We start from the raw sequence: 24,589 nt of genomic DNA on the forward strand, positions 1-24,589 counted from the left end.
ATGAGCGAGACCTTCGTCCTGGTGACGGGAGCCTGCCACGGAGGATGGGCCTGGCGCCCCGTCGCCAATGAACTGCGGGCCGCCGGGCACGAGGTGCACACCCCGACCCTGGCCGGACTGGGCGAGGGCGACGACCCGCGCGACGTCACCCTGACCGACTGTGTCGACAGCCTCGTCGAGTACGTCGAACGCGCCAGCCTGACCGACCTGACCCTGGTCGGCCACAGCTGGGGCGGCTACGTGCTGGTGGGCGCGGCGCCCCGACTGGCCTCCCGGCTGCGCCGGCTGGTCTTCTGGAGCGCGTTCGTACCCAACGACGGCGAGTCGCTGATCGACGCCTGCCCGCCGCACTACGGCGAGATGTTCCACGCCGTCGCGGCCGCCTCCGGTAACAACGGGGTGACCTTCCCGTTCGAGGTGTTCCGGCAGGCGTTCATGCAGGACGCCGACGACGAGACACAGCGGATCGTCCACTCCCTCCTCGTGCCCCAGCCGCTCGGCACGTTCACGGAGAAGCCGGACACGAGCGCCTTCTACGCGCTCGACATCCCGACCGCGTACGTCCTGTCCGAGGACGACCTCTCCCTCCCCGGCGAGTGGCACTGGGCCGAGCGCTTCCCCCAGCGTCTGAAGAACCCTCTGATGATCGAGACCCCGGGCAGCCACGAGGCCCTCTTCACCCGCCCCGCCGAACTGGCAGACGCGTTCGTCCGCGCCTGCGCGGTATGACGGTGTCAGGGCGTCGCACGGGGGTGGCGCCGGACAGGAAACCTAGAGCCAGTCCCGCCGCTTGAAGATCACGTACAGGCTGGCACAGACGACCCCCATCAAACCGATGGCGAAGGGGTATCCGAAGCTCCAGCCCAGCTCGGGCATGTGCGCGAAGTTCATGCCGTAGATCGTGCCGACGAGTGTCGGGGCGAACAGAATCGCCGCCCACGACGAGATCTTCTTGATCTCCTCGTTCTGTTCGAAGCCCGCCTCCGCCAGGGCGCGCATCTCCGCGTTCTGTTGTTGGGTGACGAGGGTGGCGTTGACGGTGAGGATGTCCGTGAGGGCCTGGCGGAAGCCGTCGACGCGTTCGCTGGTGTGGGTGACGTGGTCGGCGACGTCGCGGAGGTAGCGCTGGAGTTCCTCGTCCGTCTCGTACTTGGCGAAGCCGGCCATCAGGCTGTGCAGCATGCCGACGAGGGGGCGGGTGGCGCGCTGGAACTCGACCATCTCGCGGGAGAGTTCGTAGATGCGGCGGGAGACCTCCGGGTCGCCGCGGAAGACCTCCGTCTCGATCTCGTCGACGTCGTTCTGGACGCCCGCGACGACGGGCACATAGCCGTCGACCACCGCGTCGAGGATGGCGTAGAGGACCGCCTCGGGGCCGAGCTTCAGCAGCTCCGGGGTCTCCTCCATCCGGCGGCGGACGGCGGACAGGTCGGGGGCCGCGCCGTGCCGGACCGTGATGACGAAGTCCGGCCCCACGAAGACGTGCAGCTCGCCGAAGTCGACCTCCTCGGGCGCGTCGAGGTAGCGGGCGGCGCGCAGGACGACGAAGAGGGTGTCGCCGTAGCGTTCCAGCTTGGGGCGCTGGTGGGCCTCCAGCGCGTCCTCGACGGCGAGCGGGTGGAGGTCGAACTCGGCGGCCAGGGAGAGGAGTTCGCCCTCGGTCGGGCGGGCCAGCCCGATCCACGCCATGCCGGCCGGCTCCTCCCGCAGCTCGCGGAAGGTGTCCGCGAGCGTGGCGGGGGTGGAGACGCGTACGCCGTCCTGGTACAGGGCCGCCTCCACCACACTGGTCGCCCGCTCGGCGTCGGCCACCGCCGCCGCTTCCCGGCTCGGTGCCGCGGGCTCGGCGGGTGGGACCGGCGGAGGGGGCAGGGCGCGGCGCCAGCCGGACTTCCGGCCGCCCTTCGGGTCCGGTCGGGCGTTCTGCGGGTCCGGTCCGGTGTTCTTCGAGTCCGGGCGGGCGCGTCGATCGGCCATCGCGGGTGCCTCCCGAGGTGCGCGTACATGTACGACTGTGTGATCACCGATCAGGGTATACGGGGCAAACCCCACGCGAGCCGATGACCGAGAACAGGACCGTCGCGGACAGAACCTGTCCGCAACCCCCGCTAGCGTGCCCAGTATGACGAACAAGGCGCCCCGGACCGCCGCCGCCCCCCGGCTCGGCACCCACGCACTCAACCGCGCGACCCTGGCCCGCCAGCTGCTGCTGCGCCGGGCGTCCATGTCCGCCCACGACGCCGTCACACACCTCGTGGGCCTCCAGGCGCAGAACGTACGGCCGCCGTACTACGCGCTCGCCGCCCGGCTGGACGGCTTCGCGCCCGAGCAGCTGTCGGCGTTGATGGCGGACCGGGACGTCGTACGCATCGTCACCATGCGGTCCACGATCCACACGCACACCGCCGAGGACTGCCTCACGCTGCGCCCGCTGGTGCAGCCGGCCCGGGAACGGGAGCTGAACCTGTTCCGCAAGGGGCTCGCCGGGGTCGATCTCGACCGGCTGGAGGGCATCGCGCGGGAACTCGTCGAGGACGAGCCGCGCACCCTGAAGCAGTTGCGCGAGACCCTGTCCGTGGAGTGGCCCGACGCCGACCCGTTCGCCCTGGGGCTCGCCGCGCGCTGCCGGCTGCCGCTCGTCCAGGTCACCCCGCGCGGGCTGTGGGGGAAGAGCGGACAGGTCGCCCTCACCACAGCCGAGCACTGGCTGGGCCGGCCCGCGGAGGAGGCCCCGGCGCCCGAGACCGTCGTCCGGCGCTATCTCGCCGCCTTCGGGCCCTCCTCCGTCAAGGACATGCAGGCCTGGGCCGGACTGACCCGGCTGCGCGAGGCGTTCGAGCGGCTGCGCCCGGAACTGCTCACGTTCACGGACGACAAGGGCACCGAACTCTTCGACCTACCGGACGCGCCCCGCCCGGACCCGGAGACCCCGGCCCCGCCCCGGCTGCTCCCCGAGTTCGACAACCTGCTCCTCTCCCACGCCGACCGCTCCCGCGTGGTCCCGCCGGACCTCAAGGGCCGCTCCTGGCAGGGGAACCAGGCCCACCGCACCTTCCTCGTCGACGGTTTCCTCGCCGGCCTGTGGAAGCTCGACGCCGACGTCCTCACCCTCGAACCCTTCGGCGACCTCACCCGGCGGCAGCGGACCGACCTCGTCGCGGAGGCCGAGCGCACCCTCACCACCCTGCACGGCGCCAGCGCGTACGACATCCGCTTCGGCACCGTGGCCGCCTGAGCCCGTCACACATGGAGAGGGGACGCCGCGAACCGCTCGTGGCAGGTTCGCGGCGCCCCCTGGCAGTTCCCCCGAGGCAGTACCCCGGGAGTCTGTCGGCTCGCGCCCGGCCTCGGTTACGAGGCGATCTGGGCGGCCACCGTGTTGGAGAAGGTGGTCAGCCGGGTGTAGATACCGGGGTACTGCGCGTCGGCGCAGCCGTAACCCCAGGAAACTATGCCTGCCAGGACGCCCCCGATCATCAGGGGACCGCCGCTGTCGCCCTGGCAGGTGTCGACGCCGCCGGAGGAGTATCCGGCGCAGACCATGGAGCTCGCGACGAACTCGGAGCCGTAGGAGCTGGAGCTGCCGCAGACCGAGTCGGCCACGATCGGCACGGTCGCGGTGCGCAGCTGGTTGGAGGAGGAGCCGCCCGAGGACGTGGTGCCCCAGCCGACGATACGGGCGGTGGTGCCGGCCGCGTAGACGCCCGTCTGCGAGGCGCTGACGTACGACGCCGTGGTGTACGGCTGCGCGACCGCGAGCGTCAGCACCGCCACGTCGCTGGTCATCGTGGAGCTGTTGTAGCTCGGGTGGATCCAGATCTTGCTGAGCGTGCTGACGGTGCCGTTCGTGCCGTTCCGGTAGGTACGGCCACCGACGACACGGGTGTTGGAGGTCGTTCTGCCGACCATGCAGTGAGCGGCGGTGATCACCTTGGTGGGCGAGACGAGGGTGCCACCACAGAACTGGCTCTGCGAGGCGTTCGTGATCTGCATGACGTACGGGTACGCGCTCGCGGTGGTGGTCGTACCACCCACGATGGGCTGGGGAGCGGCGACGGCGCCGGGGGCGGTGAGCAGCGCGGCAGCGGCGGCGGCAGCGGTGGCCGCGGCGGCGACCATCGACTTCTTGACGCGGTTGAACCCGAACATGGGTGCTCCTATGGGGGGAGTTGCCGGTGGGGGACGCGCGGGTGGGGGGTTGGTGCACAGAGCCTGCGGTGCCGCCCCCGCTCGGGGGAGCCGAGCGGGGGCGGCGGGCCGGTCTGTGTGCCCTGGCGTGCGGCACGTCACAAAAAATAGGAGCCGGAGTGATCTCCTCCCAAGGGGGGATCCCCCTAAGGGAGTTGGGAAGGGAAAACCCTCGATGACCCGGGCCGGGGTTTGAGCCTAGGCTGGAGCCGCAAGGTCGCTGCGCGCACCACTCCCGGGGAGGGGGCGGAGGGGCTCGTCAGCCGGTCCCGGGGAGGTCAGTTCGTACGGTGTCCCGCCGCCAGTCGCACGATGTCCACACGCGACCGGATGCCCAGCTTCCGGTAGACCCGCGTGAGTGTCGCCTCGACCGTCTTCACGCTGATGTACAGCCGGCCGGCGATCTCCCGGTTGGTCGCACCCTCCATGACCAGCTCCGCGACCTGGCGTTCCGTCGCCGCGAGCACGGCGAGGGCGTCCAGCGCCGAAGGGGCGATCGCGGGCTGCTGCGGGGGCGCCGGGACGACCGAGGCCTCCTCCACCTGCCGCAGCCATGGCAGGGCACGGCAGCGGCGGAACAGCCGGGACGCCTCGTCGTACGAGCCCGGCCCGGAGGCGGGCGTCGCCCCCGGCCGGGCGAGGCCGAGGGCCCCCGGGAGGGCGCGCAGCCCGGCCAGGGCGTACGCGGCCCGCGCCTCCTCCAGGCCGTAGCCCAGTTTGGCCAGCCGGTCCTGAGCCGATGTCAACTGCCGTACGGCGGCGTCGTGTTCACCCCGGGCCGCGCGCACCAGCGCCTCGGCCCGGTCGAGCACGGCGAGCACGCTCTCCCGCCCGAGCCGCAGCGCCTGCCGCCGGGTGACGTCGATGACGTCCTGTGCCTCGGCCAACTCGCCCACCCGCACCAGGGCTTCGGCGAGATCGCCGTGCCACCGGCCGCGCGCGGGGTCGTTGACCCCGAGCCCGTCCTCCAACTCCCGTACGCGACGCAGGGATTGAACGGTCCCCGGCGCGTCCCCCGCCACCAGCCGGGCGTGCCCGAGGGCGCCCAGGGCCCGGGAGAGATACATCAGGTCGCCGTCCTGCTCCGCGTGCTCGGCGGCCTCGCGGGCGAGCGCCTGGGCCCGCTCCACATCGCCGCCGGCGGCCTCCGCGAGCGAGGTGAGCATGGCGGACGCGCCCTCGCCGATGCCCGAGTCACGGGCGAGGACATAGCCCTCGCGGGCGAGGTCGAGCGCCCGGCCGCAGTGCCCGGAACGCAGCTCGGTCTCGGCGAGGAAGCGCACATAGTGCACCTCGCTCTCGACCATGCCGCGCCGCCGCACCTCCCGCAGCAACGAGGTGATCGTGGCGCGGGCCTCGCCGAGCTGGTCGCTCATCATCAGCCAGCGGAAGCGGGTAGCGCCCGCGCCGTTGTGGTGGCAGGCCAACTGCGGGTCCTGGGGCTCCTTCAGCGCGCGTTTGATCGTCATCGGGGCGTCCGGATGGCCCATCAGGATCTCGGCCTGCGCCTGGAAGGCGAGTGCGAGGAGTTCGGTGCGCCGGTCCTCGGCGCGTCCGGCCAGTTCCGCCGCGCGCGCGGCCTCCTCCCGGCTCTGCGCGAAGTCGCCCTCCAGGACCAGCGCCCGCCAGGCCAGCTGGTAGCGGACCAGGCCGAGCAGCCGCGGATCGTCGCCCGCGTCGGCGAGGACCTGCGGGTACACGGCGTCGACCTCGGCGAGCGACTGCCCGGCCGCGTCGATCACCACCATCCAGGCCCGGACCCGCTCGGCCGGTTCGGTGGCCCGGCTCAGCACCTCACGGGCGATGTCCCGGCCGAGGTCGTTCTCCCCGGCGGTCAGCGCGTCCTCGGCGGCCTGCAGCCGCCGCTCGTCCGGGCCCGGCGTCGCGTCCGCCGGGGTGTGCCGGGCCGACAGCAGCCCCAGCTCGGCGGCGACCGAGGGCGCGCCCCGGTCCCGGGCCACGGCCGCGGCCTCGCCCAGCCGCCCGGCGACCAGCGGATCGGTGCCATGGGTGGACAGCGCCAGATGCCGGGCCCGCTCGATCGGGTCGACGGCGGCGGTGGACAGCGCGGCATGGGCGGCCCGCCGCTCCTGGGCGGTGGCCTCCGCGTACAGCGCGGCCGACACCAGCGGGTGCGCGAACCGTACGCCGGGCCCCTCCCGCTCCGGCGCGAGCAGCCCCAGCTCGACGGCCTGCGCGGTCTCCGCCTCGGCGTTCTCCCGTCCGGCGGCACGCAGCAGCGCCACCGTGGGACGGGCACCGGCGCTCGCGACCAGCAGGGTGCGGCGGGCCTCGGCCGAGAGCATGTCCAGCCGGTTCAGGACCAGGGTCCGCAGCGAGGTCGGCACCGGCAGCGGCTCACCGGGACGCGGCGGGGTCGGGCTGTCGGCGAGGGCGCGGCCCAGCTCCAGCGCGAACAGCGGGTTGCCGCCGCTGGTGCGGTGGATGTCCCGCACGGTCGAGCGGGGCAGACCGGTGTAGCCGCGGTTCTCCAGCAGGTCGGCGACATGAGTCCGGGACAGCGGAGTCATCCGCAGGGCGAGGGTGTCGGGCGGGGACGCGCGTAGATACCTGTCCTGTTCGTGACCCTGCGGGTCCGTCGAGGTACGTACGGCGCACAGCATGCGCACCGGCATCTCGCCGAGCCGCCGCGCGGCGAACCCGAGCAGCTCGACACTGGCCGGATCCAGCCACTGGAGGTCGTCCGCGACGATCAGCACCGGGCCCTTGGCGGCCAGGGCGCGCAGGGTCGACAGCACGGCCAGCCGCAGGGCGAGCCCGTCGCGCTGGAGGGTCGACTCGCCACGGCCGGTGAGCGCGGACTCCAGGGCGGTGCGCTGCGGGGCGGGCAACTGGTCGGACACCTCGTCCAGCACCAGACCGAGCAGATCGGTCAGCGCGAGGAACGGCAGATGCGACTCCGACTCGGTCGCCGAGCAGCGCAGTACCGTCCGTGCCGATTCGTCGTATTCCGCGGCCAGGGCGCGCAGGACCGTCGATTTTCCGATACCGGCGGAGCCGTGCACCAGCACACTGCCGCCCCGCGCAAGCTGCTCACGCGCCCCCGCGAACAGCTCCTCCCGGCCTATGACCAGGTCGGGGCGGGGTCTCCCAGGCTCCTTGAACTCCCGTCGCACGGGCCACCGCTCCCCTCAAGTGTCGTGTCCGAGCCAATATTAGGCGTCCAGTCTTTGAATTTCGGAACGTAGCCCGGGTGTGGGAAATAACAGGAAGGGTACGGCATAGGGAATTTCACATGCGCGTTACATGAAAGCTCCCGGCACACGGCAGCCGCGCCCTGTAAAGGGGCGCGGGGAACTGCGCGACCAGCCCCCACCGGGCCGGCACTCCGACAGCGACCCGCCGAGCGTTACGGCAACACCCCGGCTCGGCGAGCAGCCATCACCGCTTCCCACCGCGTACGCGCCCCGAGCTTCCGCATGGCCGACCGCAGATACGCCTTCACCGTCTCGGGGCGCAGCCCCAGCCGATCCGCGGCCACCGCGTTGGTCGCACCCGTCGCGATACAGGCCAGCACATCCGTCTCACGCGGCGTGAGAGAGACCCGGGGGACACCCTCCGTCCCGGTGTTCTCCCCACCGGCCACCCCGGCCAGCCGCCCGCACACCCGTAGCAATTCCGCCCGCAGCTCCGGATCACCGATGCGCGGCGCGAGCGCGCGCAGCGCGCCGTGTGCCTCCCGCACCTCCTCCCACGCCCCGGCCGTACCCCGCTCGGGCACCCGGGACGCGGCCAGCAGACTCCGCGCCTCGTCCCGCACCACCAGCGCCTGCTCCATGTCCCGCGCCGCGTCCAGCGCGGCCCCGACCGTGCGGTCGCCCAGCGGCTGGGCCGCGCGCAGGGCGCCGTACAGCACCCCGCGCACCTGACGGCGTACGACGACGGGGACCGCGAGGACGGAGCGGATGCCCTCGGCGGCGACCGCGGCGTCGTACTCGTGGCTGATCTGGCGCGAGACGGAGTAGTCGGTCACCCAGCACGGGCGGGCCAGGGCGACGGTCTTGCCGCCGAGGCCGTTCCCGGAGCGCACGGCGAGGCCCTGCAGCGCGGTGGTCCGGTGGCCCTGGAGTTCGCTGATGCGCAGTTGCCCCGGCCCGGGTTCGACCAGCCCCGCGAAGGCGAGCGGCAGCCCGGTGGCCTGCCGCAGCCGGTGCAGCGCGCCGCGCATGTCCGCCCGGCCGGACCACGCCGTCCCGACAGAATCCGAGGGATCCCCTGCCATGAACTCGCCCCTTCCTCGCGGCGCACCCCCGTTCGGGGGTAGTGAGACGTGCATCACGCATTACACGATGTCACGCAACGGTCCGGCAATGAGGAGGACAGATGTCGGCGAGGACGAGCGCCACGGACGAGTTCCGGGCGGCCCGGGACTTCCTGCTGGCCCATCGTGAGGACTACGCCACGGCCTACGAGGGCTTCACCTGGCCGCGCCCGGAGTACTTCAACTGGGCGCTCGACTGGTTCGACGTGATCGCACGTGGGAACGACCGCACCGCGCTGCACATCGTCGAGGAGGACGGCACCGAGACCCTCGTCTCCTTCGCCGAGATGTCCGCGCGTTCGTCCCAGGTCGCCAACCGGCTGCGGGACCGGGGTGTACGCGCCGACGACCGCGTCCTCGTCATGCTCGGCAACCAGGCGGAGCTGTGGGAGACCGCCCTCGCCGCGATGAAGCTGCGCGCCGTCGTCATCCCCGCGACCCCGCTGCTCGGCCCCGCCGACCTGCGCGACCGGGTGGAACGCGGCCGGGTCAGGCATGTGATCGTACGGGCCGAGGACGCCCCCAAGTTCGCGGACGTGCCCGGCCGTTACACCCGTACGACGGTCGGCGGCACCGTGGACGGCTGGCGTCCGTACGAGGAGGCCTACGCCGCCGCGGCCCGCTTCGAACCGAACGGCCCGACCAACGCCACCGACCCGCTGATGCTGTACTTCACCTCGGGCACGACCGCCCGGCCGAAACTGGTCGAGCACACCCATGTGTCGTATCCCATCGGCCACTTGGCGACCATGTACTGGATCGGCCTGAAACCCGGCGACGTCCATCTCAACATCTCCTCGCCCGGCTGGGCCAAGCACGCCTGGTCCAATCTCTTCGCCCCGTGGAACGCGGAGGCGACCGTGTTCATCCACAACTACACCCGCTTCGACGCGAGCCGGCTGCTGGCGGAGATGGAGCGCGCGGGCGTCACCACCTTCTGCGCCCCGCCCACCGTGTGGCGCATGCTCATCCAGGCCGACCTCACACAGCTGCGCACCCCGCCCCGTGAGGTCGTCGCCGCCGGGGAACCCCTCAACCCCGAGGTCATCGAGCAGGTGCGGCGTGCCTGGGGCGTCGACATCCGGGACGGCTTCGGCCAGACCGAGACCGCCGTCCAGGTCTCCAACAGCCCCGGCCAGCGACTGAAGACGGGCTCGATGGGCCGGCCGGGACCCGGCTTCAAGGTCGTCCTCCTCGACCCCGTCTCGGGCGCCCCCGACGCCGACGAGGGAGAGATCGCCCTCGACCTCTCCAACCGCCCGGTCGGCCTGATGACCGGCTACCACGGCGACCCGGACCGTACGGCCGAGTCCATGGCCGGCGGTTACTACCGCACCGGCGACATCGGCTCACGGGACGCGGACGGCTACATCACCTATGTGGGCCGCGCCGACGACGTCTTCAAGGCCAGCGACTACAAGATCAGCCCGTTCGAGCTGGAGAGCGCCCTGCTGGAGCACGAGGCGGTCGCCGAGGCGGCGGTCGTGCCCGCGCCGGACGAGGTACGGCTCGCCGTGCCGAAGGCGTACATCGTGCCGGCGGCCGGCTGGGAGCCGGGCCCGGACACCGCGAAGGTGCTCTTCGAGCACTCCCGGACCGTCCTCGCGCCCTACAAGCGGGTGCGCCGCCTGGAGTTCGGCGACCTGCCGAAGACCGTGTCGGGCAAGATCCGTCGCATCGAGCTGCGCGAGGCCACGGCCAAGGGCTCGGACGCGGAGTACCGCGAGGAGGACTTCCGGTGAGCGAGCTGTCCTACACCCATGGCATCGGCGGGACACCGCTGCTCGGTGACACCATCGGCGCCAACCTCGACCGGGCGGTCGCGGCCTGGCCCGACCGCGAGGCCCTCGTCGACGTGCCGTCCGGGCGGCGCTGGACGTACGCCCAATTCGCCGCCGACGTCGACCGGTTGGCGTACGCACTGCTCGCGAGCGGCGTCGTCAAGGGCGACCGGGTCGGGATCTGGGCGATCAACTGCCCCGAGTGGATGCTCGTCCAGTACGCCACCGCGCGGATCGGCGCGATCATGGTGAACATCAACCCGGCCTACCGCACCCACGAGGTCGAGTACGTCCTCAACCAGGCCGGCATCTCCCTGCTCTTCGCCTCGCTCAGCCATAAGACCAGCGACTACCGGGCGATGGTCGAGCAAGTACGCGCCCGCTGTCCGCAGTTGCGGGAGGCCGTCTACATCGGCGACCCGAGCTGGGAGGCGCTGATCGCGCGCGGGACGCCGGTGCCGTACGCGGAGCTGTCCTGCGACGACCCGATCAACATCCAGTACACCTCGGGCACCACGGGCTTCCCCAAGGGCGCGACCCTCTCGCACCACAACATCCTCAACAACGGTTACTTCGTGGGGGAGACGCTCTCCTACACCGAACAGGACCGGATCTGTGTGCCCGTGCCCTTCTACCACTGCTTCGGCATGGTGATGGGCAACCTCGCGGCGACCTCGCACGGCGCCTGCGTCGTCATCCCGGCACCGTCCTTCGACCCGAAGGCCACCCTGGAGGCCGTCCAACGGGAGCGCTGCACCTCGCTGTACGGCGTACCGACCATGTTCATCGCGGAGTTGAACCTGCCGGACTTCGACGCGTACGACCTGTCCTCCCTGCGCACCGGCATCATGGCGGGCTCGCCCTGCCCGGTGGAGGTGATGAAGCGGGTGGTCGCCGAGATGCACATGACCGAGGTCTCCATCTGCTACGGCATGACGGAGACCTCGCCCGTCTCCACCCAGACCCGGCGCGACGACGACCTGGAACACCGCACCGGCACCGTCGGCCGCGTCCTCCCGCACATCGAGGTGAAGGTCGTCGACCCGGCGACCGGGGTGACGCGACCACGCGGCACGGCGGGGGAGTTGTGCACCCGCGGCTACAGCGTGATGCTCGGCTACTGGGAGGAGCCCGAGAAGACCGCCGAGGCCGTCGACGCCGGGCGGTGGATGCACACCGGGGACCTGGCGGTGATGCGCGAGGACGGGTACGTCGAGATCGTCGGCCGTATCAAGGACATGATCATCCGAGGTGGCGAGAACATCTACCCGCGCGAGATCGAGGAGTTCCTGTACGGCCACCCGAAGATCGCCGACGTCCAGGTGGTCGGTGTGCCCCATGAGCGGTACGGCGAGGAGGTCCTCGCCTGCGTCATCCCGCACGAGGGCACCGAACCGCTCACCCTGGAGGAGCTACGGGCCTTCTGCGACGGGCGGTTGGCCCACTACAAGATCCCGAGCGCGCTGCGCCTGCTGGACTCCTTCCCGATGACGGTGTCGGGGAAGGTGCGGAAGATCGAGCTGCGGGAGCGGTACGCCACCGGATAGCCGCTCCCGGAGAGTGAGGCCTCAGGCTCGCGGGTGCCTCGGGCTCGCGGGTGAGGCCTCAGGCTCTCGCTCCGGTGGTGACCAGGGCCGTCGCCGCGCCGTTCACCGGCTGCGGGGTGCCCGTGAGGTCCAGGACGAACAGGGAGACGCCCAGGCCCTCGGCGCGGTCGCGGGCGTCGTTCGCGTACCCGGCGAGGGAGAAGTACACACAGTCGGTGGACTCCGTCATGGCGGTCAGCCACAGACACTCGACGTCCCGCAGCGAGGCCGGGCGGACCGACGGGTCCACCTGGGCCAGGACGCCCCGCGCGGCCAGGCCGATCCCGGACGGCTGGCGCTGGTCGGCGCGGCGGATGTCCCGGTAGCCCAGCCAGCGCAGATAGAGCGCGACGGCGGTGACCGCGTCGCGGGCCGTGCGGATGGTGACGGGCCGGAAGCTCGCCCGGGGGCCGGCGGGCGCGCCGGACGGGTGCGGGGCGCCGCCGGGGCCCAGCGGCCGCAGGGCGCCGGCCACGGGGACGCGCAGCACGGTCCCGCAGGAGCAGCCCAGCTCCGGGTGGGGCCACTGGTCGGCCCGTCCGCAGCTTCCGCAGCGGACGGTGACCCAGTCCTCGTCCCAGGTGTGATGGGTGACGGAGACGGGGGCGGCGCGGCGGTTCAGGGGCGGGGCGACCGGGGTGCCGCACGCACAGGGGTAGGCGGGGGCCGCGTACTGATGCTCCCGCCCGCAGTCCGGGCACCGCACCGCCATGCTCTCGCTCATGTCCCCCCACCCCACCGCCGAGCCCCATCGAAAGCGCCCCCTCATCGTCCTCCAGCCAGGGCTGTTCCGGCAGGGAAACACCCCGAGTGCCCAGGGGGATTCCCCGGCCCACGTCCTTGACGCTCCTTACCCCGCCCCCTACATTGCTTCCAGATAGTAGAAAGTAACTTCCGTAATGCGGAATCAGAACAGGGTTCTGGAACGCGGAAGGTCAACCGTCGAGATCACGGAAGTGCTCACCGCGGGGCGCGACGGGAGCGCGAGTCCGGCAGCTGAAGCAGGAGTACGCAATGGCTCGTATGACCGCTGCCCGCGCGGCAGTCGAGATCCTCAAGCGCGAAGGGGTCCGTGACGCGTTCGGTGTCCCCGGCGCCGCGATCAACCCCTTCTACGCGGCCCTGAAGGCCTCCGGCGGCATCCAGCACACCCTCGCCCGGCATGTCGAGGGCGCCTCGCACATGGCCGAGGGCTACACCCGCACCCACCCCGGCAACATCGGTGTCTGCGTCGGCACCTCGGGGCCCGCCGGGACCGACATGATCACCGGGCTCTACTCGGCCATCGGTGACTCGATCCCGATCCTCTGCGTCACGGGCCAGGCACCCACGGCCGTGATCCACAAGGAGGACTTCCAGGCGGTCGACATCGCCTCCATCGCGGGGCCGGTCACCAAGATGGCCGTCACCGTCCTGGAGGCCGCGCAGGTCCCAGGCGTCTTCCAGAAGGCCTTCCACCTGATGCGCTCCGGGCGCCCCGGGCCCGTCCTCGTCGACCTGCCCGTCGACGTCCAGCTCACCGAGATCGAGTTCGACCCGGACACCTACGAGCCGCTCCCGGTGTACAAGCCGGCCGCGACCCGTGCCCAGATCGAGAAGGCGATCGGGCTGCTGAACGCGTCGGAGCGCCCGCTGATCGTCGCGGGCGGCGGGGTCATCAACGCGGACGCGAGTGAACTCCTCGTGGAATTCGCCGAGTTGACGGGTGTCCCGGTCGTCCCCACCCTCATGGGCTGGGGCGTTCTGCCCGACGACCACGAACTGAACGCCGGCATGGTCGGCCTCCAGACCTCGCACCGCTACGGCAACGCGACCTTCCTGGAGTCCGACTTCGTCCTCGGCATCGGCAACCGCTGGGCCAACCGGCACACCGGGAAACTGGACGTCTACACGGCCGGACGGAAGTTCGTCCACGTCGACATCGAGCCCACCCAGATCGGCAGGATCTTCGCCCCCGACTACGGCATCGCGTCCGACGCCAAGGCCGCCCTCGAGCTGTTCGTGGCGGTGGCAAGGGAGTTGAAGGCCGAGGGCCGACTGCCGGACCGCTCCGCCTGGGCGGCCGACGCGCAGGACCGCAGGGCCCGGCTCCAGCGCCGTACGCACTTCGACGACATCCCGATCAAGCCGCAGCGCGTCTACGAGGAGATGAACAAGGCCTTCGGCCCCGAGACCCGGTACGTCTCCACCATCGGCCTCTCCCAGATCGCCGGCGCCCAGATGCTGCACGTCTACCGCCCCCGCCACTGGATCAACTGCGGCCAGGCGGGCCCGCTCGGCTGGACGGTCCCGGCGGCGCTCGGCGTGGCGAAGGCCGACCCGGAGGCGTCCGTCGTCGCCCTGTCCGGCGACTACGACTTCCAGTTCATGATCGAGGAGCTGGCGGTCGGGGCGCAGCACCGCATCCCGTACGTCCATGTCCTGGTCAACAACTCCTATCTGGGTCTCATCCGCCAGGCCCAGCGCGCGTTCGACATCGACTTCCAGGTCAACCTGGAGTTCGAGAACGTCAACTTGCCCGAGCTGGGCGTCTACGGCGTCGACCACGTCAAGGTGGCCGAGGGGCTGGGCTGCAAGGCGATCCGGGTGACCGACCCGGCCGAGCTGGGCGCCGCCTTCGAACAGGCGAAGAAGCTCGCGGCGGAGTACCGGGTGCCGGTGGTCGTCGAGGCGATCCTGGAGCGCGTCACCAATATCTCGATGTCCACGACGAACGACATCGGCAACGTGGTCGAGTTCGAGGAGATCGCGACCGAGCCGGGGCACGCGCCCACATCCATCAGGGCGTTGCGGGGCTGACGGGGAGAAGCGGGGCGGGAGGAGAAGGGGGAGGGGAAGCCCTGCGGCGGCGTGACCTCGCACGACGCGAGCCGTGCGAGGTCACGCCGCCGACGGCCTCCCCCGTTCCCCGGTTGTCCCCCGACTTCCGGGCCCCCGTTTCCCCCGTTTCCCGGTTGTCCCCCGACCACCGGGTCCTCGTTTCCCCCGTTCCCCGGTCGTCCCCCGACCACCGGGCCCCCGTTTCCCCCGTGCCCCCGATTTCCCCCGTGGGAGCTTCCCCCGTTCGAGGCCCGCCGCCCCCGTGCCGGCGGGCCTCGTGTGTCGAGAATGTGCCCTGACCCAGGGGTGGTTGAAGCCCTCACGCACGGGTTCAGAGGTTGATTTGAGGGTTCCGTAGACGGTCTACGCACGCTTGCGTAGGCAGGGCGCCGCGACCGTGGCCGGTGATCGGACGGTCGGACAACGGGCCCGGACCACGGCGGTCGCGGCGGCACCGGTTCCGTGTCCCTCATGTCGAGACACGGACCGGAGCCTTCACCACCGCACTGGCGCGCGTCGCCGCCGCGGTCCGGGCCCTGCCCGCGTGTGACCGACGCTCACCCCTCATCCGGGTCGGTCGGAAACGGTCGCGGGCGGTGCGTCCGGTGGCTGATGGGTGTCCACCAGGGACCGGACGCCGTTCGGGAATGGTTGAAGTCGATCGCCGGGGAGGGGCGTTCGCCCACGCCACGGGCGTCGGCCAGACCCTCACTCACCGTCGGGAGTCGTACGCACATCACGGTGCGCCCGCCGACACCCCTCAGGAAGTCGGCGTACCCGGGACGGTGGTTCCGGCCCGCGGCGGCGCCTGGGCGCGACAGGACAGATGTCGGCGCCGCCGCGGACCGGAAGTTGGGGGAGGTGCCCGCCTCAGACCAGGGCGCCGGAGAGGCGCTCCACGGCCCGCAGCAGGGCCGAGTGGTCGAGGCCGCCGTCGCCCTGGGCGCGCAGCGAGGCGACCAGCTGGGCCACCACGGCGCCGACGGGCAGCGCGGCGCCCACGGTGCGGGCGGCGTCGGTGACGATGCCCATGTCCTTGTGGTGCAGGTCGATACGGAAGCCCGGCTTGAAGTCCCGGTTCAGGAAGTTGTCCTTCTTGCGGGTCAGCACGGTCGAGCCGGCGAGGCCGCCGTTCAGGACGTCGAGCGCCGCCTTCAGGTCCACGCCCGACTTCTCCAGGAAGACCACGGCCTCGGCGCATGCCTGGATGTTCACGGCGACGATCAGCTGGTTCGCGGCCTTCACCGTCTGCCCCGAGCCGTGCGGGCCGCACAGCACGATCGTCCTGCCGAGCGCCTCGAACACCGGCTGGGCCTCGGCGAAGTCGGCCTGCTCGCCGCCGACCATGATGGACAGCACGGCCTCGATCGCGCCCGCCTCACCGCCGGACACCGGGGCGTCCAGCACCCGGATGCCCTTCTCCTTCGCGGCCTTCGCGAGGTCGATCGAGGTCTGCGGGGTGATGGACGACATGTCGATCAGCAGGGCGCCGGGCCGGGCGTTCTCCAGGATGCCGTCGGGGCCGTACGCGACGGCCTCGACCTGCGGGGAGGCGGGCACCATCGTGATGACGACGTCGGCGTCCCGCACGGCCTCGGCGAGGGAGGCCGCCGGGGTCCCGCCGGCGGCGGCCAGCCGGTCGAGCTTGTCCCGCTCCAGGGTGAAGCCCGTGACGTCGTAACCCGCCTTGATCAGGTTCTCGGACATGGGGGAGCCCATGATGCCGAGGCCTATCCACGCGACCTTGGGAAGAGTGCTCATGGTGAGGGTGCCTCTCTGACTGCTCTGCTACGTCGGTGGGGTGGGCGCTCAGCGCGTCGCTCGGGCCTCTCGGGGGAGCCATCCGAAGGCCTCGGCGCTCGGCCGGTCGCCCGGCTTGTACTCCAGGCCGACCAGACCCTCGTAACCGGCCTTGCCCAGCTGGTCGAGGAGGTCCTCCAGCGGGACGGTCCCAGTGCCGGGGGCACCGCGCCCGGGGTTGTCGGCGATCTGCACATGGCCGGTCTTCGCGGCGTACTCGGCGATCACCCGCGGCAGGTCCTCGCCGTTCATGGACAGGTGGTAGAGGTCCATCAGGAAGCGCGCGTTGCCGAGGCCCGACGCCTCGTTGACCCGGTCGACGACGCCGACGGCGGCCGGGGCCGACACCAGCGGGTAGAGCGGCGACTCCACCTTGTTCAGGACCTCGATCAGCAGGGTCGCGCCGATCCGGTCGGCCGCCCGCGCCGCCAGGACCAGGTTCCGCAGCGCGAGCGCGTCCTGCTCGGCCGGGTCCACACCGGCGACACGGTTGCCGTACAGGGCGTTGAGCGCGGTGCAGCCGACGGACTCGGCGAACTCCGCGACCACGTCGATGTTGGCGCGGAACCGCTCCGACTCCGCACCCGGGATCGACAGGGCGCCCCGGTCCGGGCCGGGCAGCTGTCCGGCGTAGAAGTTCAGCCCGGTCAGCCGGACGCCCGCGTCCGTGAGCGAGCCCCGCAGGGCGTCGAGTTCGGACCGCGCGGGGGTGGGGGAGTCGACCCAGGGCCACCACAGCTCGACCGCGGTGAAGCCCGCCGCGGCGGCGGCCGCGGGGCGCTCCAGGAGCGGGAGTTCCGTGAAGAGGATCGACAGGTTGACGTTGTAGCGCTGCTCTGCGAATCCCATGGGGCCTCAGGCGCTCCCTTCCGAGTATTCCCTCGACTGTTTGACTGTTTTCCGTATTATGGAAGTTGCTTTCTGCTTAATGGAAGACTGCCGCTGTGCGTCGGAGCTTGTCAAGAGGGCTCGGTGGAAAACGGCACCGCACGTGAGAGGGGGAGAGAGGGAGAGGCCCGCGCGAGAGCGCGTGAGGCGACGAAGCCGCGCCGGAAGCGCGCACCCTGTGGCGACGTGGCGACCAGAACTCCGCCACGGCCGACGGGAGTCACCGCATTGACAGGCGACTGTCGACATGTTGCCATGGGGCGCTGCTCAGCCGGACCTGCGTCATGTCGCATGCCGCACAGGCACCGGATCGACGGCCACTCGACCGGGGGCGGCGCCCCCGGACCAGAGCGAGGACCCATGCCGCAGCGCGCCGTGACCATCGTCGGCGGCGGGATCGGCGGCCTCGCGGCGGCCATCGCCCTGCACCGCCGGGGCTGGCGCGTCGAAGTGCTGGAACGCGCCCCGGAGTTCACCGAGATCGGCGCCGGCATCTCCCTGTGGCCGAACGCCCTCCACGCCCTCGATGCGCTCGGCCTGGCCGACACCGTCCGGGCACTCGGCGCCGTCGAGACCGCAGGCGGGGTACGCGACCGCCGGGGCCGCTGGCTGTCCCGTACGGACAACGGCGAGCTGGCGCGCCGCTTCGGCCGTCCGCTGACGGTCCTGCACCGCGCGGACCTGCTGCGCGCGCTCACCGAGGCGCTGCCCGCCGACAGCCTGCGCCCGGACAGCGAGGTGTCCGCGGTCCGCGACGACGGCCACGGCCCGGTCGTCGATCACCGCGGGGGCGAGTCCCGGCCCGACCTGGTGATCGGTGCCGACGGGCTGCGCAGCGCGGTCCGCCGCGCCCTGTGGCCCGACGCGGCCGGACCCCGGTACGCCGGCTACACGGCCTGGCGCATGGTCACCGAGCCCCTCGCCCAGCCGCCCGCCGAGGGCGCGGCGACCTGGGGCCGCGGGGAGAGGTTCGGCTACACGGCCCTGCCGGGCGGACGGATGTACTGCTTCGCGACCGCGTCGCTGCCGGCGGGAACGGCCTCGGCCTCGTCCGAGTACGCCGAACTGCTGCGCCGCTTCGCGTCCTGGCCGGACCCCATCCCGGCCCTGCTCGCCGCCGTCCCCGCGGACACGGTCCTCCGGCACGACCTCTACGACCTGCCGCCGCTGCCCTCCTTCGTACGAGGCCGGGTCGCGCTCCTCGGCGACGCGGCCCATGCCATGACCCCCAACCTGGGCCAGGGCGCGTGCCAGGCGCTGGAGGACGCGGTCACCCTCGCCCACTGCCTCGACGGCACCCCGGACGTCACCGCCGCGCTGCGCTCGTACGACCTGCTGCGCCGCCCCCGGACCCGGGCCGTCACGCGCCGCTCCGCCCGGCTGGGCGCGATCGGCCAGCTGTCGTGGCCGCCGGCGGTGCTGCTGCGCGACACGGCCGCCCGGCTCACGCCGACCTGGGCGACGCTGCGTTCCATGACGCCGGTGCTCGGCTGGACCGCGCCCGGCGCCCAGGTGACCGCGACGAAGGACGAGGGCCACTGATGCCGGACTGGACGTATCACCCGCTGCGCGGCCCGGCCGCCGCCGTCCTCGGCCGACACCGTTCACAGCGCGCCGCGCTGCGGCTGCTGGCCTCGATCGGCTCCCGGCCCGCCGGCGCCCGGCTGATCGCCCGGGGGTTCGGCCACCGCCATCCGCCCGAGCACCTCGCCGGCGAACTCGCCGGTGTGCCCGTGACCGTCCGCCTCGGCATCACCGTCCCGCCCTCGCTCGCCCGCGACGCGGTACGCGCCATGCCCCCGCTCGGGGCCGGTGTCGTCGAGGTGGCCCCCGTCTCGGCGGCCGACGCCGAGACCGTACGCGAGGCTGCCGCAGGCCGTTCGATCCCGCTGGTCGTGCGCGCCTGCGACCCGGAGGCCGAGGCCGCCCTCAAGCCGTACGTCGACGGGTTCACCAGCGGTGACGAGCCCCAGGTGGTCCATACGTCCGACCCGTCGGTCACCGCCGCTGCCGCCGCGCTCGAAGAGCCGGGCACCGTCGTGCTCGCCCGGCCCGAGGTGCTCGTAGCGGCCGGACCCGGCTGGTTCCAACGCGTCACCGAGGCGGCCACGCCCACCGCGCCCGCCCCGGCGCTACGGGACGTCGGCCGCGACCCCCGCCGCTGGCCCGCCTGGTGGTGGGCGCTGCTCGTCGGGCTCGGAATGACGGGCGCCGGACTCGGTGCCGCCGCGATCACGCTCGGGCCGGTGCTGCTCTGGTACGACCGCGACTACCTCGGCATGACGCTGCGTGAACTGCATGCCGCCAACCACCACCTCGTGCACTTCCTCCAGCACGACCGGATCACCATGGCCGGCACGATGATCGCGATCGGCGCCGTCTACACCGGCCTCGCCGTGGGCGGGATCCGACGCGGCCGGCCCTGGGCCCGCGAGGTGTATCTGCTCTCCGGTGCCATCGGCTTCCCCACCTTGTTCTACTTCCTGGCCACCGGCTTCGTGGAACCCCTGCACACGGCCACCACCCTCGTGCTGTTCCCGATGTTCGTGGCCGGGGTCCGCCGGACCCCGCACACACCGCGATGGCGCCGGGAACCCGAGGGGCCGGAGCCGGAGCGCCGACGGGCGCTGGTCGGCCAGCTGCTGCTGATCGTCACGGGGACCGGGCTGTTCGTCGGCGGGGCGGTGATCTCGGTGGTCGGTCTGACCGGTGTCTTCGTGCCGAGCGATCTGACCTTCCTGGGCGCCGACGCGCAGACGCTGGAGACCGTGAACCCCCGGCTCGTGCCGTTCGTCGCCCACGACCGGGCCGGGTTCGGCGGCGCCCTGATGTCCGCCGCCGTGGCCATCACGCTGCTCAGCGCGTGGGGCTGGCGGCGCGGTGAGGCCTGGGTGTTCTGGACCCTGGCCGCGGCGTCGGCCGCCGGGTTCCTGCCGGCTGTCGTGGTGCACGGCGCGATCCACTACACCGACCTCCTCCACCTCGCGCCGGTCTACTTCGGCATCGCCATGACCGGCACCGGCCTGCTGCTCGCACGCCCCTACCTCTGCGCCGAGGCGTCGGCGAAGGCCGAGAACTGACGGGTCGTCCGGCCGGATAATTCGCTGTGGCACCTCAACTTTCGTGATCCACTCCGTAGTTGACATCGGGTGCGGGTGCGGGTGCGGGTGCAGGTGCGGGCGTGGGTGCGGGCGTGGGTGCGGAAAGGGCAGTCGGGTGATCCTCTTCATACCGGTGGTGTGCATCGCCGCCATCGCGCTGGTCCTGTTCTTCCTGCTCCGGTGCCTCGGGGTCGCCCTGCCGGGGAACAGACACTGGACCGGATGGCGCCGCGTCGTCGTCGCCGTCTCCTTCGCCTGCGCGGCCTCGGCCACGGCCTTCTACGCGTGGGGGGCCGTCCAGCTGATGTCGACCGTGACCGTGGCGCAGGACGGTGGGGCGGACTCGGCCCCCTTCCCCTACGACCACCCGTGCCGGGCCCAGGTGAAGGGGGCGGTGGACTACGAGGTCCACTTCCACACCCTGAGCACCGTGTGCGTCATGGAGGACGGGGAGCGCAGAGCGGTGGACGACGTGCCGCAGGGGGTTCGGGTGACGGCGGCGGCATCGGCGGCCTGCGCCGTCGCGCCGGCGGGGATCGTGGCGGCCGGTCGGTCCCGTGTGCGCCCGACTGCCGGCACTGTCGGCGGACACCGCTAGATGACCGGGGAATTCACCGCCGACTTCTGGTTCGACCCCGTCTGCCCCTACACATGGATCAGTTCGCGGTGGATGACCGAGGTCACCAAGGTGCGGCCGGTGACCGTCCGCTGGCGGCTGATGAGTCTGTCGGTGCTCAACGAACACCGGGACGACCACCCCGAGGGCGAGTGGGAGGACTACATGTGGGCCCCGGTGCGGGTCTGCGCGGCGGTGGAGGACCGCTTCGGTCAGCGGGCGCTCGGCGATCTCCTCACCGCGATGGGCACCCGCTTCCACCTCCGGGGCGACTGGGGCGACCTCGAAGGGGCCCTGGCGGATGCCGGGCTGCCGGAGGAGATCGCGCGGGTCGCCGAGTCCACCGTGTACGACGCCGCGATCCGGTCCTCGCACGCGCGCGCCCTCGCTCTGGCCGGTGCCGACATCGGCACCCCGGTCGTGTCGGTCGACGGGCCCGGCGGCGAACGGGTCGGCTTCTTCGGCCCGGTCGTCTCCCCCGCTCCCACCGGGGAGGCCGCCGGGCGGTTGTGGGACGGCTTCCTGATGCTGGCCGCCGTTCCGGGCTTCCACGAGATCAAGCGCCCCCGGAGCGAGGAACCCCGGTTCGACATGACCGACTGACGCGGCACGCCGACGCGGGATGCCGAAGCAGTGCGGCAGTGCGGCAGTGCGGCAGTGAGTCCGTGCGGCAGTGAGTCCGTGCGGCAGTGCGTCCGTGCGGCAGTGCGTCCGTGCGGCAGTGCGTCCGTGCGGCAGTGCGTCCGTGCGGCAGTGGGCGGAGGTATGCCCTGGTCGGCTAGGGTCGGCCTGGGGCGCATCGCGGCTGTGCAGCGGTCGACCGACGCGTTTCCCGTGGTGCCCCGATGAGCCCTCGCAGCGAGGGACCCGGGTAATGGCGCAGGTCATGGGTGTGTTCTGGGGGCACGATGCGATTGCGAGTGGAGTTCACGACCGAACCCTTCGACCTCGACGAGGCCCCGGAGCACGCGCTCGTGGCCCGTGAGGTCGTCGAGGCGGCCGAGCTGGACGCGGTGGACGTCGGCCCGTTCGGCAACACGGCGGAGGGGGGCGCCGACGCCGTACTCACCGCCGTGGACACCCTGCTGCGCCGGACCCTGGAGTCCGGCGCCACCCGGATCTCGCTCCAGATCAATGTGATCGGGGAGGGCGGCGCGTGACCGGCGCCGGTGACGAGCCCTTCGTCGCGGCCGTCAAGCCGCTGGTCGACGCCATGGGCGGGGTCATGCTGCCGCCCGGCGAGGCCGGCCCCGACGATGTCGTCCTCTCCTGGGAGGGCGCCGACGTCGTCGCCGTACGCCTGCCGCAGCTCGCCGAGTCGCTGGATCACATCCTGGCCGCGATGGAGCGCCAGAAGGGCAAACCGCTCGCCGACCTCGACCGCAAGGCCAAGCAGGAGGTCGTACGGATACTGGAGGCGCGCGGCGCCTTCTCCGTGCGCCATGGCGTGGAGACCGTCGCGAGCGCGCTCGGCGTCAGCCGCTTCACCGTCTACAACTACCTCAACCGCGAGAAAGAGGCCTGAGCGGCTGCCCGGCGCCTCGCCGTAACCGCGATTTTTCAACAAACTGTTGACGTGGCGTCGTCGCGGGGCGTTAGCTTGCCGTAGCCAGTCCAGCACCACGGCCACGGAGGCTCCCGTGACTTCGCGCTCTTCGCGTTCTTCGACACCGGGCCTCGCCCGTCTCAACACCCTGGAGGAGCACGCGGCCACCGCGGCGCTCCACGAGGTGTGCGCCTCGGCGGAATGGGGGCGCGGTCTCCTCTCCGGCCGCCCGTACGCCACCGTGGAGGACCTCTTCGCCGCCAGTGACGCGGCCATGGCGGAGCTGACCGCCGGGGATCTGGCGGAGGCGATGGCCGGACATCCGCCGATCGGCCGCCCCAAGCCGGGTGACCCGACCTCGGCCCGTGAACAGCGCGGGATGGCCGGCGCCTCCGACGCGCTGAAGGCGGAGATGCTCGAACTGAACCTGGCCTACCAGGAGAAGTTCGGCCATGTCTTCCTGATCTGCGCCACCGGCCGCACCGGCGAGCAGATGCGCGACGCGGTCAGGGACCGGCTCGGCAACGCGCCGGAGCGGGAACGCGAGATCGTCCGCACCGAACTGGGCAAGATCAACCGCATCCGCCTGGCCCGGCTCGTCGAAGCCGACGTCGAAGAGGAAGCCCGCTCATGAGCACCAGCACGACCGCCTCGGTGTCCACGCACATCCTGGACACCTCCGTCGGCCGCCCCGCCCAGGGCGTCGCCGTCCGCCTCGCCGCCCGCAGCGGCCGTGAAGCGGACTGGCAGGCGCTCGGCGGCTCCGCGACCGACGCCGACGGCCGCTGCAAGGACCTTCCGGCACCGCCGGAGGGCACGACCCACGTGCGGCTCGACTTCGAGGTCGAGCCGTATCTCGAAAAGTCCGCGATCGAGAAGTCCGCGATCGAGCAAGCCGATGCGCAGCAGGACGCCCCCGCGAACCGGGACAGCGGTGCCGTGTTCTTCCCCGAGGTCGTCATCACCTTCGCGGTGACGCCCGGCGAGCACTACCACGTGCCGCTGCTGCTCAACCCGTTCGGCTACTCCGTATACCGAGGGAGCTAGCTATGCCCGACCATTCCCGCCCTGCCCGCCCTGTGCTGGGACAGAACCAGTACGGCAAGGCCGAGAACCGAGTCGTCAGGATCACGCGGGACGGCGCCACCCACCACATCAAGGACCTGAACGTCTCCGTGTCGCTGAGCGGCGACATGGAGGAGGTCCACCTCTCCGGCTCGAACGCCAACGTCCTGCCGACGGACACCACCAAGAACACGGTGTACGCCTTCGCCAAGGAGCACGGCATCGAGTCCGCCGAGCAGTTCGGCATCCACCTCGCCCGGCACTTCGTGACCTCCCAGCCGGCCATCCACCGGGCCCGCATCCGGATCGAGGAGTACTCCTGGGAGCGTGTCGAGCACGGCAACGAGGGCGCGCACTCCTTCGTCCGGACGGGCCAGGAGACCCGGCTGACCCAGATCACGTACGACGGCTCGTCGTGGGAGGTCGTCTCCGGCCTCAAGGACCTCACGGTCATGAACTCGACCGACTCCGAGTTCTGGGGCTACGTCAAGGACAAGTACACGACCCTGCCCGAGGCGCACGACCGCATCCTCGCCACCGACGTCTCCGCCCGCTGGCGCTTCAACTGGGCCGACGACACACAGGAGATGCCCGACTGGGACGCGTCCTACGGGCAGGTGAAGCAGCACCTGCTCCGGGCCTTCGCGGAGACGTACTCGCTCTCGCTCCAGCAGACCCTGTACCAGATGGGCGCGCGGATCATCGACCACCGCGACGAGATCGACGAGGTCCGCTTCTCCCTCCCGAACAAGCACCACTTCCTGGTGGACCTGGCCCCGTTCGGCCTCAAGAACGACAACGAGGTGTACTTCGCCGCCGACCGCCCCTACGGCCTGATCGAGGCCACCGTCCTGCGGGACGGATGCGAGGCGACGATCCCGGCGGACCTCACCAACCTCTGAACAGCCTTCTGAAG

General features: G+C 71.7%; 21 protein-coding genes. 14 read left to right on the forward strand and 7 right to left on the reverse strand.

Features of this window, described 5'->3' with window-relative positions:
- Complete coding sequence (locus ABT147_RS19450) at positions 1 to 729, forward strand: alpha/beta fold hydrolase (protein WP_351407600.1); 729 nt, start codon at positions 1 to 3, stop codon at positions 727 to 729.
- Between the two features lie 42 nt (positions 730 to 771).
- On the opposite strand, the gene ABT147_RS19455 is transcribed toward ABT147_RS19450, so the two are convergent.
- The gene (locus ABT147_RS19455; RefSeq protein WP_351407602.1) at positions 772 to 1,977 is read right to left on the reverse strand and encodes a magnesium and cobalt transport protein CorA; all 1,206 of its coding nucleotides are present in this window, start codon (positions 1,975 to 1,977) and stop codon (positions 772 to 774) included.
- Between the two features lie 145 nt (positions 1,978 to 2,122).
- Here ABT147_RS19455 and ABT147_RS19460 point away from each other — a divergent pair, with 145 nt between their 5' ends.
- A complete protein-coding gene (locus ABT147_RS19460; RefSeq protein WP_351407605.1) occupies positions 2,123 to 3,235 on the forward strand; it encodes a winged helix DNA-binding domain-containing protein in 1,113 nt (370 codons plus the stop codon).
- A 116-nt stretch (positions 3,236 to 3,351) separates the two neighbouring features.
- Here the strand turns inward: ABT147_RS19460 and ABT147_RS19465 are convergent, their stop codons facing one another.
- The 3 genes from ABT147_RS19465 to ABT147_RS19475 all read right to left on the reverse strand — a co-directional run bounded on the left by ABT147_RS19465 (position 3,352) and on the right by ABT147_RS19475 (position 8,431).
- Positions 3,352 to 4,149, reverse strand: a complete 798-nt coding sequence (locus ABT147_RS19465) for a S1 family serine peptidase (protein WP_351407607.1) — start codon at positions 4,147 to 4,149, stop codon at positions 3,352 to 3,354.
- Between the two features lie 317 nt (positions 4,150 to 4,466).
- Positions 4,467 to 7,325 carry a helix-turn-helix transcriptional regulator gene (locus ABT147_RS19470; RefSeq protein ID WP_351407609.1) on the reverse strand — a complete coding sequence of 953 codons (2,859 nt, stop codon included), beginning with the start codon at positions 7,323 to 7,325 and terminating at the stop codon, positions 4,467 to 4,469.
- A gap of 233 nt (positions 7,326 to 7,558) precedes the next feature.
- Positions 7,559 to 8,431, reverse strand: a complete 873-nt coding sequence (locus tag ABT147_RS19475) for a helix-turn-helix transcriptional regulator (RefSeq protein ID WP_351407612.1) — start codon at positions 8,429 to 8,431, stop codon at positions 7,559 to 7,561.
- A gap of 101 nt (positions 8,432 to 8,532) precedes the next feature.
- On the opposite strand from ABT147_RS19475, the gene ABT147_RS19480 reads away from it, so the two are divergent.
- Together ABT147_RS19480 and ABT147_RS19485 are read left to right on the forward strand one after the other, a co-directional pair.
- A complete protein-coding gene (locus ABT147_RS19480) occupies positions 8,533 to 10,212 on the forward strand; it encodes an AMP-binding protein (RefSeq protein ID WP_351407614.1) in 1,680 nt (559 codons plus the stop codon).
- Positions 10,209 to 11,798 (forward strand): AMP-binding protein, encoded by a 1,590-nt coding sequence (locus tag ABT147_RS19485; RefSeq protein ID WP_351407616.1) that lies wholly within the window; start codon positions 10,209 to 10,211, stop codon positions 11,796 to 11,798. The genes ABT147_RS19480 and ABT147_RS19485 overlap by 4 nt, the downstream gene beginning before the upstream one ends.
- 58 nt (positions 11,799 to 11,856) lie before the next feature.
- Here the strand turns inward: ABT147_RS19485 and ABT147_RS19490 are convergent, their stop codons facing one another.
- Positions 11,857 to 12,561: a hypothetical protein gene (locus ABT147_RS19490; protein WP_351407619.1), complete on the reverse strand. Its 705-nt coding sequence runs from the start codon at positions 12,559 to 12,561 to the stop codon at positions 11,857 to 11,859.
- 290 nt (positions 12,562 to 12,851) lie between these two features.
- On the opposite strand from ABT147_RS19490, the gene gcl reads away from it, so the two are divergent.
- Positions 12,852 to 14,636, forward strand: a complete 1,785-nt coding sequence (gcl, locus tag ABT147_RS19495; RefSeq protein WP_351407621.1) for a glyoxylate carboligase — start codon at positions 12,852 to 12,854, stop codon at positions 14,634 to 14,636.
- Positions 14,637 to 15,527: 891 nt separating this feature from the next.
- On the opposite strand, the gene ABT147_RS19500 is transcribed toward gcl, so the two are convergent.
- Together ABT147_RS19500 and ABT147_RS19505 are read right to left on the reverse strand one after the other, a co-directional pair.
- Positions 15,528 to 16,418 (reverse strand): 2-hydroxy-3-oxopropionate reductase, encoded by an 891-nt coding sequence (locus tag ABT147_RS19500; RefSeq protein ID WP_351407624.1) that lies wholly within the window; start codon positions 16,416 to 16,418, stop codon positions 15,528 to 15,530.
- A 48-nt stretch (positions 16,419 to 16,466) separates the two neighbouring features.
- Positions 16,467 to 17,306, reverse strand: coding sequence for a TIM barrel protein (locus ABT147_RS19505; RefSeq protein ID WP_351407626.1), 840 nt, complete (start codon positions 17,304 to 17,306; stop codon positions 16,467 to 16,469).
- Between the two features lie 399 nt (positions 17,307 to 17,705).
- Between ABT147_RS19505 and ABT147_RS19510 the strand changes: the two genes are divergently transcribed.
- The 9 genes from ABT147_RS19510 to pucL all read left to right on the forward strand — a co-directional run bounded on the left by ABT147_RS19510 (position 17,706) and on the right by pucL (position 24,575).
- The gene (locus tag ABT147_RS19510; protein WP_351407627.1) at positions 17,706 to 18,887 is read left to right on the forward strand and encodes an FAD-dependent monooxygenase; all 1,182 of its coding nucleotides are present in this window, start codon (positions 17,706 to 17,708) and stop codon (positions 18,885 to 18,887) included.
- A complete protein-coding gene (locus ABT147_RS19515) occupies positions 18,887 to 20,425 on the forward strand; it encodes a hypothetical protein (RefSeq protein ID WP_351407629.1) in 1,539 nt (512 codons plus the stop codon). The genes ABT147_RS19510 and ABT147_RS19515 overlap by 1 nt, the downstream gene beginning before the upstream one ends.
- A 136-nt stretch (positions 20,426 to 20,561) precedes the next feature.
- Positions 20,562 to 21,044, forward strand: a complete 483-nt coding sequence (locus ABT147_RS19520) for a hypothetical protein (RefSeq protein WP_351407631.1) — start codon at positions 20,562 to 20,564, stop codon at positions 21,042 to 21,044.
- Positions 21,045 to 21,665, forward strand: a complete 621-nt coding sequence (locus ABT147_RS19525) for a mycothiol-dependent nitroreductase Rv2466c family protein (protein ID WP_351407633.1) — start codon at positions 21,045 to 21,047, stop codon at positions 21,663 to 21,665.
- Positions 21,666 to 21,970: 305 nt separating this feature from the next.
- Positions 21,971 to 22,222: a hypothetical protein gene (locus ABT147_RS19530; RefSeq protein WP_351407635.1), complete on the forward strand. Its 252-nt coding sequence runs from the start codon at positions 21,971 to 21,973 to the stop codon at positions 22,220 to 22,222.
- The gene (locus tag ABT147_RS19535; protein WP_351407637.1) at positions 22,219 to 22,587 is read left to right on the forward strand and encodes a helix-turn-helix domain-containing protein; all 369 of its coding nucleotides are present in this window, start codon (positions 22,219 to 22,221) and stop codon (positions 22,585 to 22,587) included. The genes ABT147_RS19530 and ABT147_RS19535 overlap by 4 nt, the downstream gene beginning before the upstream one ends.
- 115 nt (positions 22,588 to 22,702) lie before the next feature.
- Complete coding sequence (gene uraD / locus ABT147_RS19540) at positions 22,703 to 23,242, forward strand: 2-oxo-4-hydroxy-4-carboxy-5-ureidoimidazoline decarboxylase (RefSeq protein WP_351407640.1); 540 nt, start codon at positions 22,703 to 22,705, stop codon at positions 23,240 to 23,242.
- Positions 23,239 to 23,655 carry a hydroxyisourate hydrolase gene (gene uraH / locus ABT147_RS19545; protein WP_351407642.1) on the forward strand — a complete coding sequence of 139 codons (417 nt, stop codon included), beginning with the start codon at positions 23,239 to 23,241 and terminating at the stop codon, positions 23,653 to 23,655. Before uraD ends, uraH begins: the two co-directional genes overlap by 4 nt.
- Positions 23,656 to 23,657: 2 nt before the next feature.
- Complete coding sequence (pucL, locus tag ABT147_RS19550; protein ID WP_351407644.1) at positions 23,658 to 24,575, forward strand: factor-independent urate hydroxylase; 918 nt, start codon at positions 23,658 to 23,660, stop codon at positions 24,573 to 24,575.
- The last annotated feature ends 14 nt before the right edge of the window (positions 24,576 to 24,589 follow it).

It is taken from the genome of Streptomyces sp. NPDC001868 (assembly GCF_040297125.1).
Classification (GTDB): domain Bacteria; phylum Actinomycetota; class Actinomycetes; order Streptomycetales; family Streptomycetaceae; genus Streptomyces.

Bases quoted from the DNA above. Each gene is read 5' to 3' on its own strand.
- ABT147_RS19515 (WP_351407629.1), top strand. From the start codon at position 18,887: ATGCCGGACTGGACGTATCACCCGCTGCGCGGCCCGGCCGCCGCCGTC.
- ABT147_RS19480 (WP_351407614.1), top strand. From the start codon at position 8,533: ATGTCGGCGAGGACGAGCGCCACGGACGAGTTCCGGGCGGCCCGGGAC.
- uraH (WP_351407642.1), top strand. From the start codon at position 23,239: ATGAGCACCAGCACGACCGCCTCGGTGTCCACGCACATCCTGGACACC.
- pucL (WP_351407644.1), top strand. From the start codon at position 23,658: ATGCCCGACCATTCCCGCCCTGCCCGCCCTGTGCTGGGACAGAACCAG.
- ABT147_RS19505 (WP_351407626.1), bottom strand. From the start codon at position 17,306: ATGGGATTCGCAGAGCAGCGCTACAACGTCAACCTGTCGATCCTCTTC.
- ABT147_RS19525 (WP_351407633.1), top strand. From the start codon at position 21,045: ATGACCGGGGAATTCACCGCCGACTTCTGGTTCGACCCCGTCTGCCCC.
- ABT147_RS19530 (WP_351407635.1), top strand. From the start codon at position 21,971: ATGCGATTGCGAGTGGAGTTCACGACCGAACCCTTCGACCTCGACGAG.
- ABT147_RS19490 (WP_351407619.1), bottom strand. From the start codon at position 12,561: ATGAGCGAGAGCATGGCGGTGCGGTGCCCGGACTGCGGGCGGGAGCAT.
- ABT147_RS19510 (WP_351407627.1), top strand. From the start codon at position 17,706: ATGCCGCAGCGCGCCGTGACCATCGTCGGCGGCGGGATCGGCGGCCTC.
- ABT147_RS19475 (WP_351407612.1), bottom strand. From the start codon at position 8,431: ATGGCAGGGGATCCCTCGGATTCTGTCGGGACGGCGTGGTCCGGCCGG.
- ABT147_RS19450 (WP_351407600.1), top strand. From the start codon at position 1: ATGAGCGAGACCTTCGTCCTGGTGACGGGAGCCTGCCACGGAGGATGG.
- ABT147_RS19460 (WP_351407605.1), top strand. From the start codon at position 2,123: ATGACGAACAAGGCGCCCCGGACCGCCGCCGCCCCCCGGCTCGGCACC.
- gcl (WP_351407621.1), top strand. From the start codon at position 12,852: ATGGCTCGTATGACCGCTGCCCGCGCGGCAGTCGAGATCCTCAAGCGC.
- ABT147_RS19455 (WP_351407602.1), bottom strand. From the start codon at position 1,977: ATGGCCGATCGACGCGCCCGCCCGGACTCGAAGAACACCGGACCGGAC.
- ABT147_RS19500 (WP_351407624.1), bottom strand. From the start codon at position 16,418: ATGAGCACTCTTCCCAAGGTCGCGTGGATAGGCCTCGGCATCATGGGC.
- ABT147_RS19465 (WP_351407607.1), bottom strand. From the start codon at position 4,149: ATGTTCGGGTTCAACCGCGTCAAGAAGTCGATGGTCGCCGCCGCGGCC.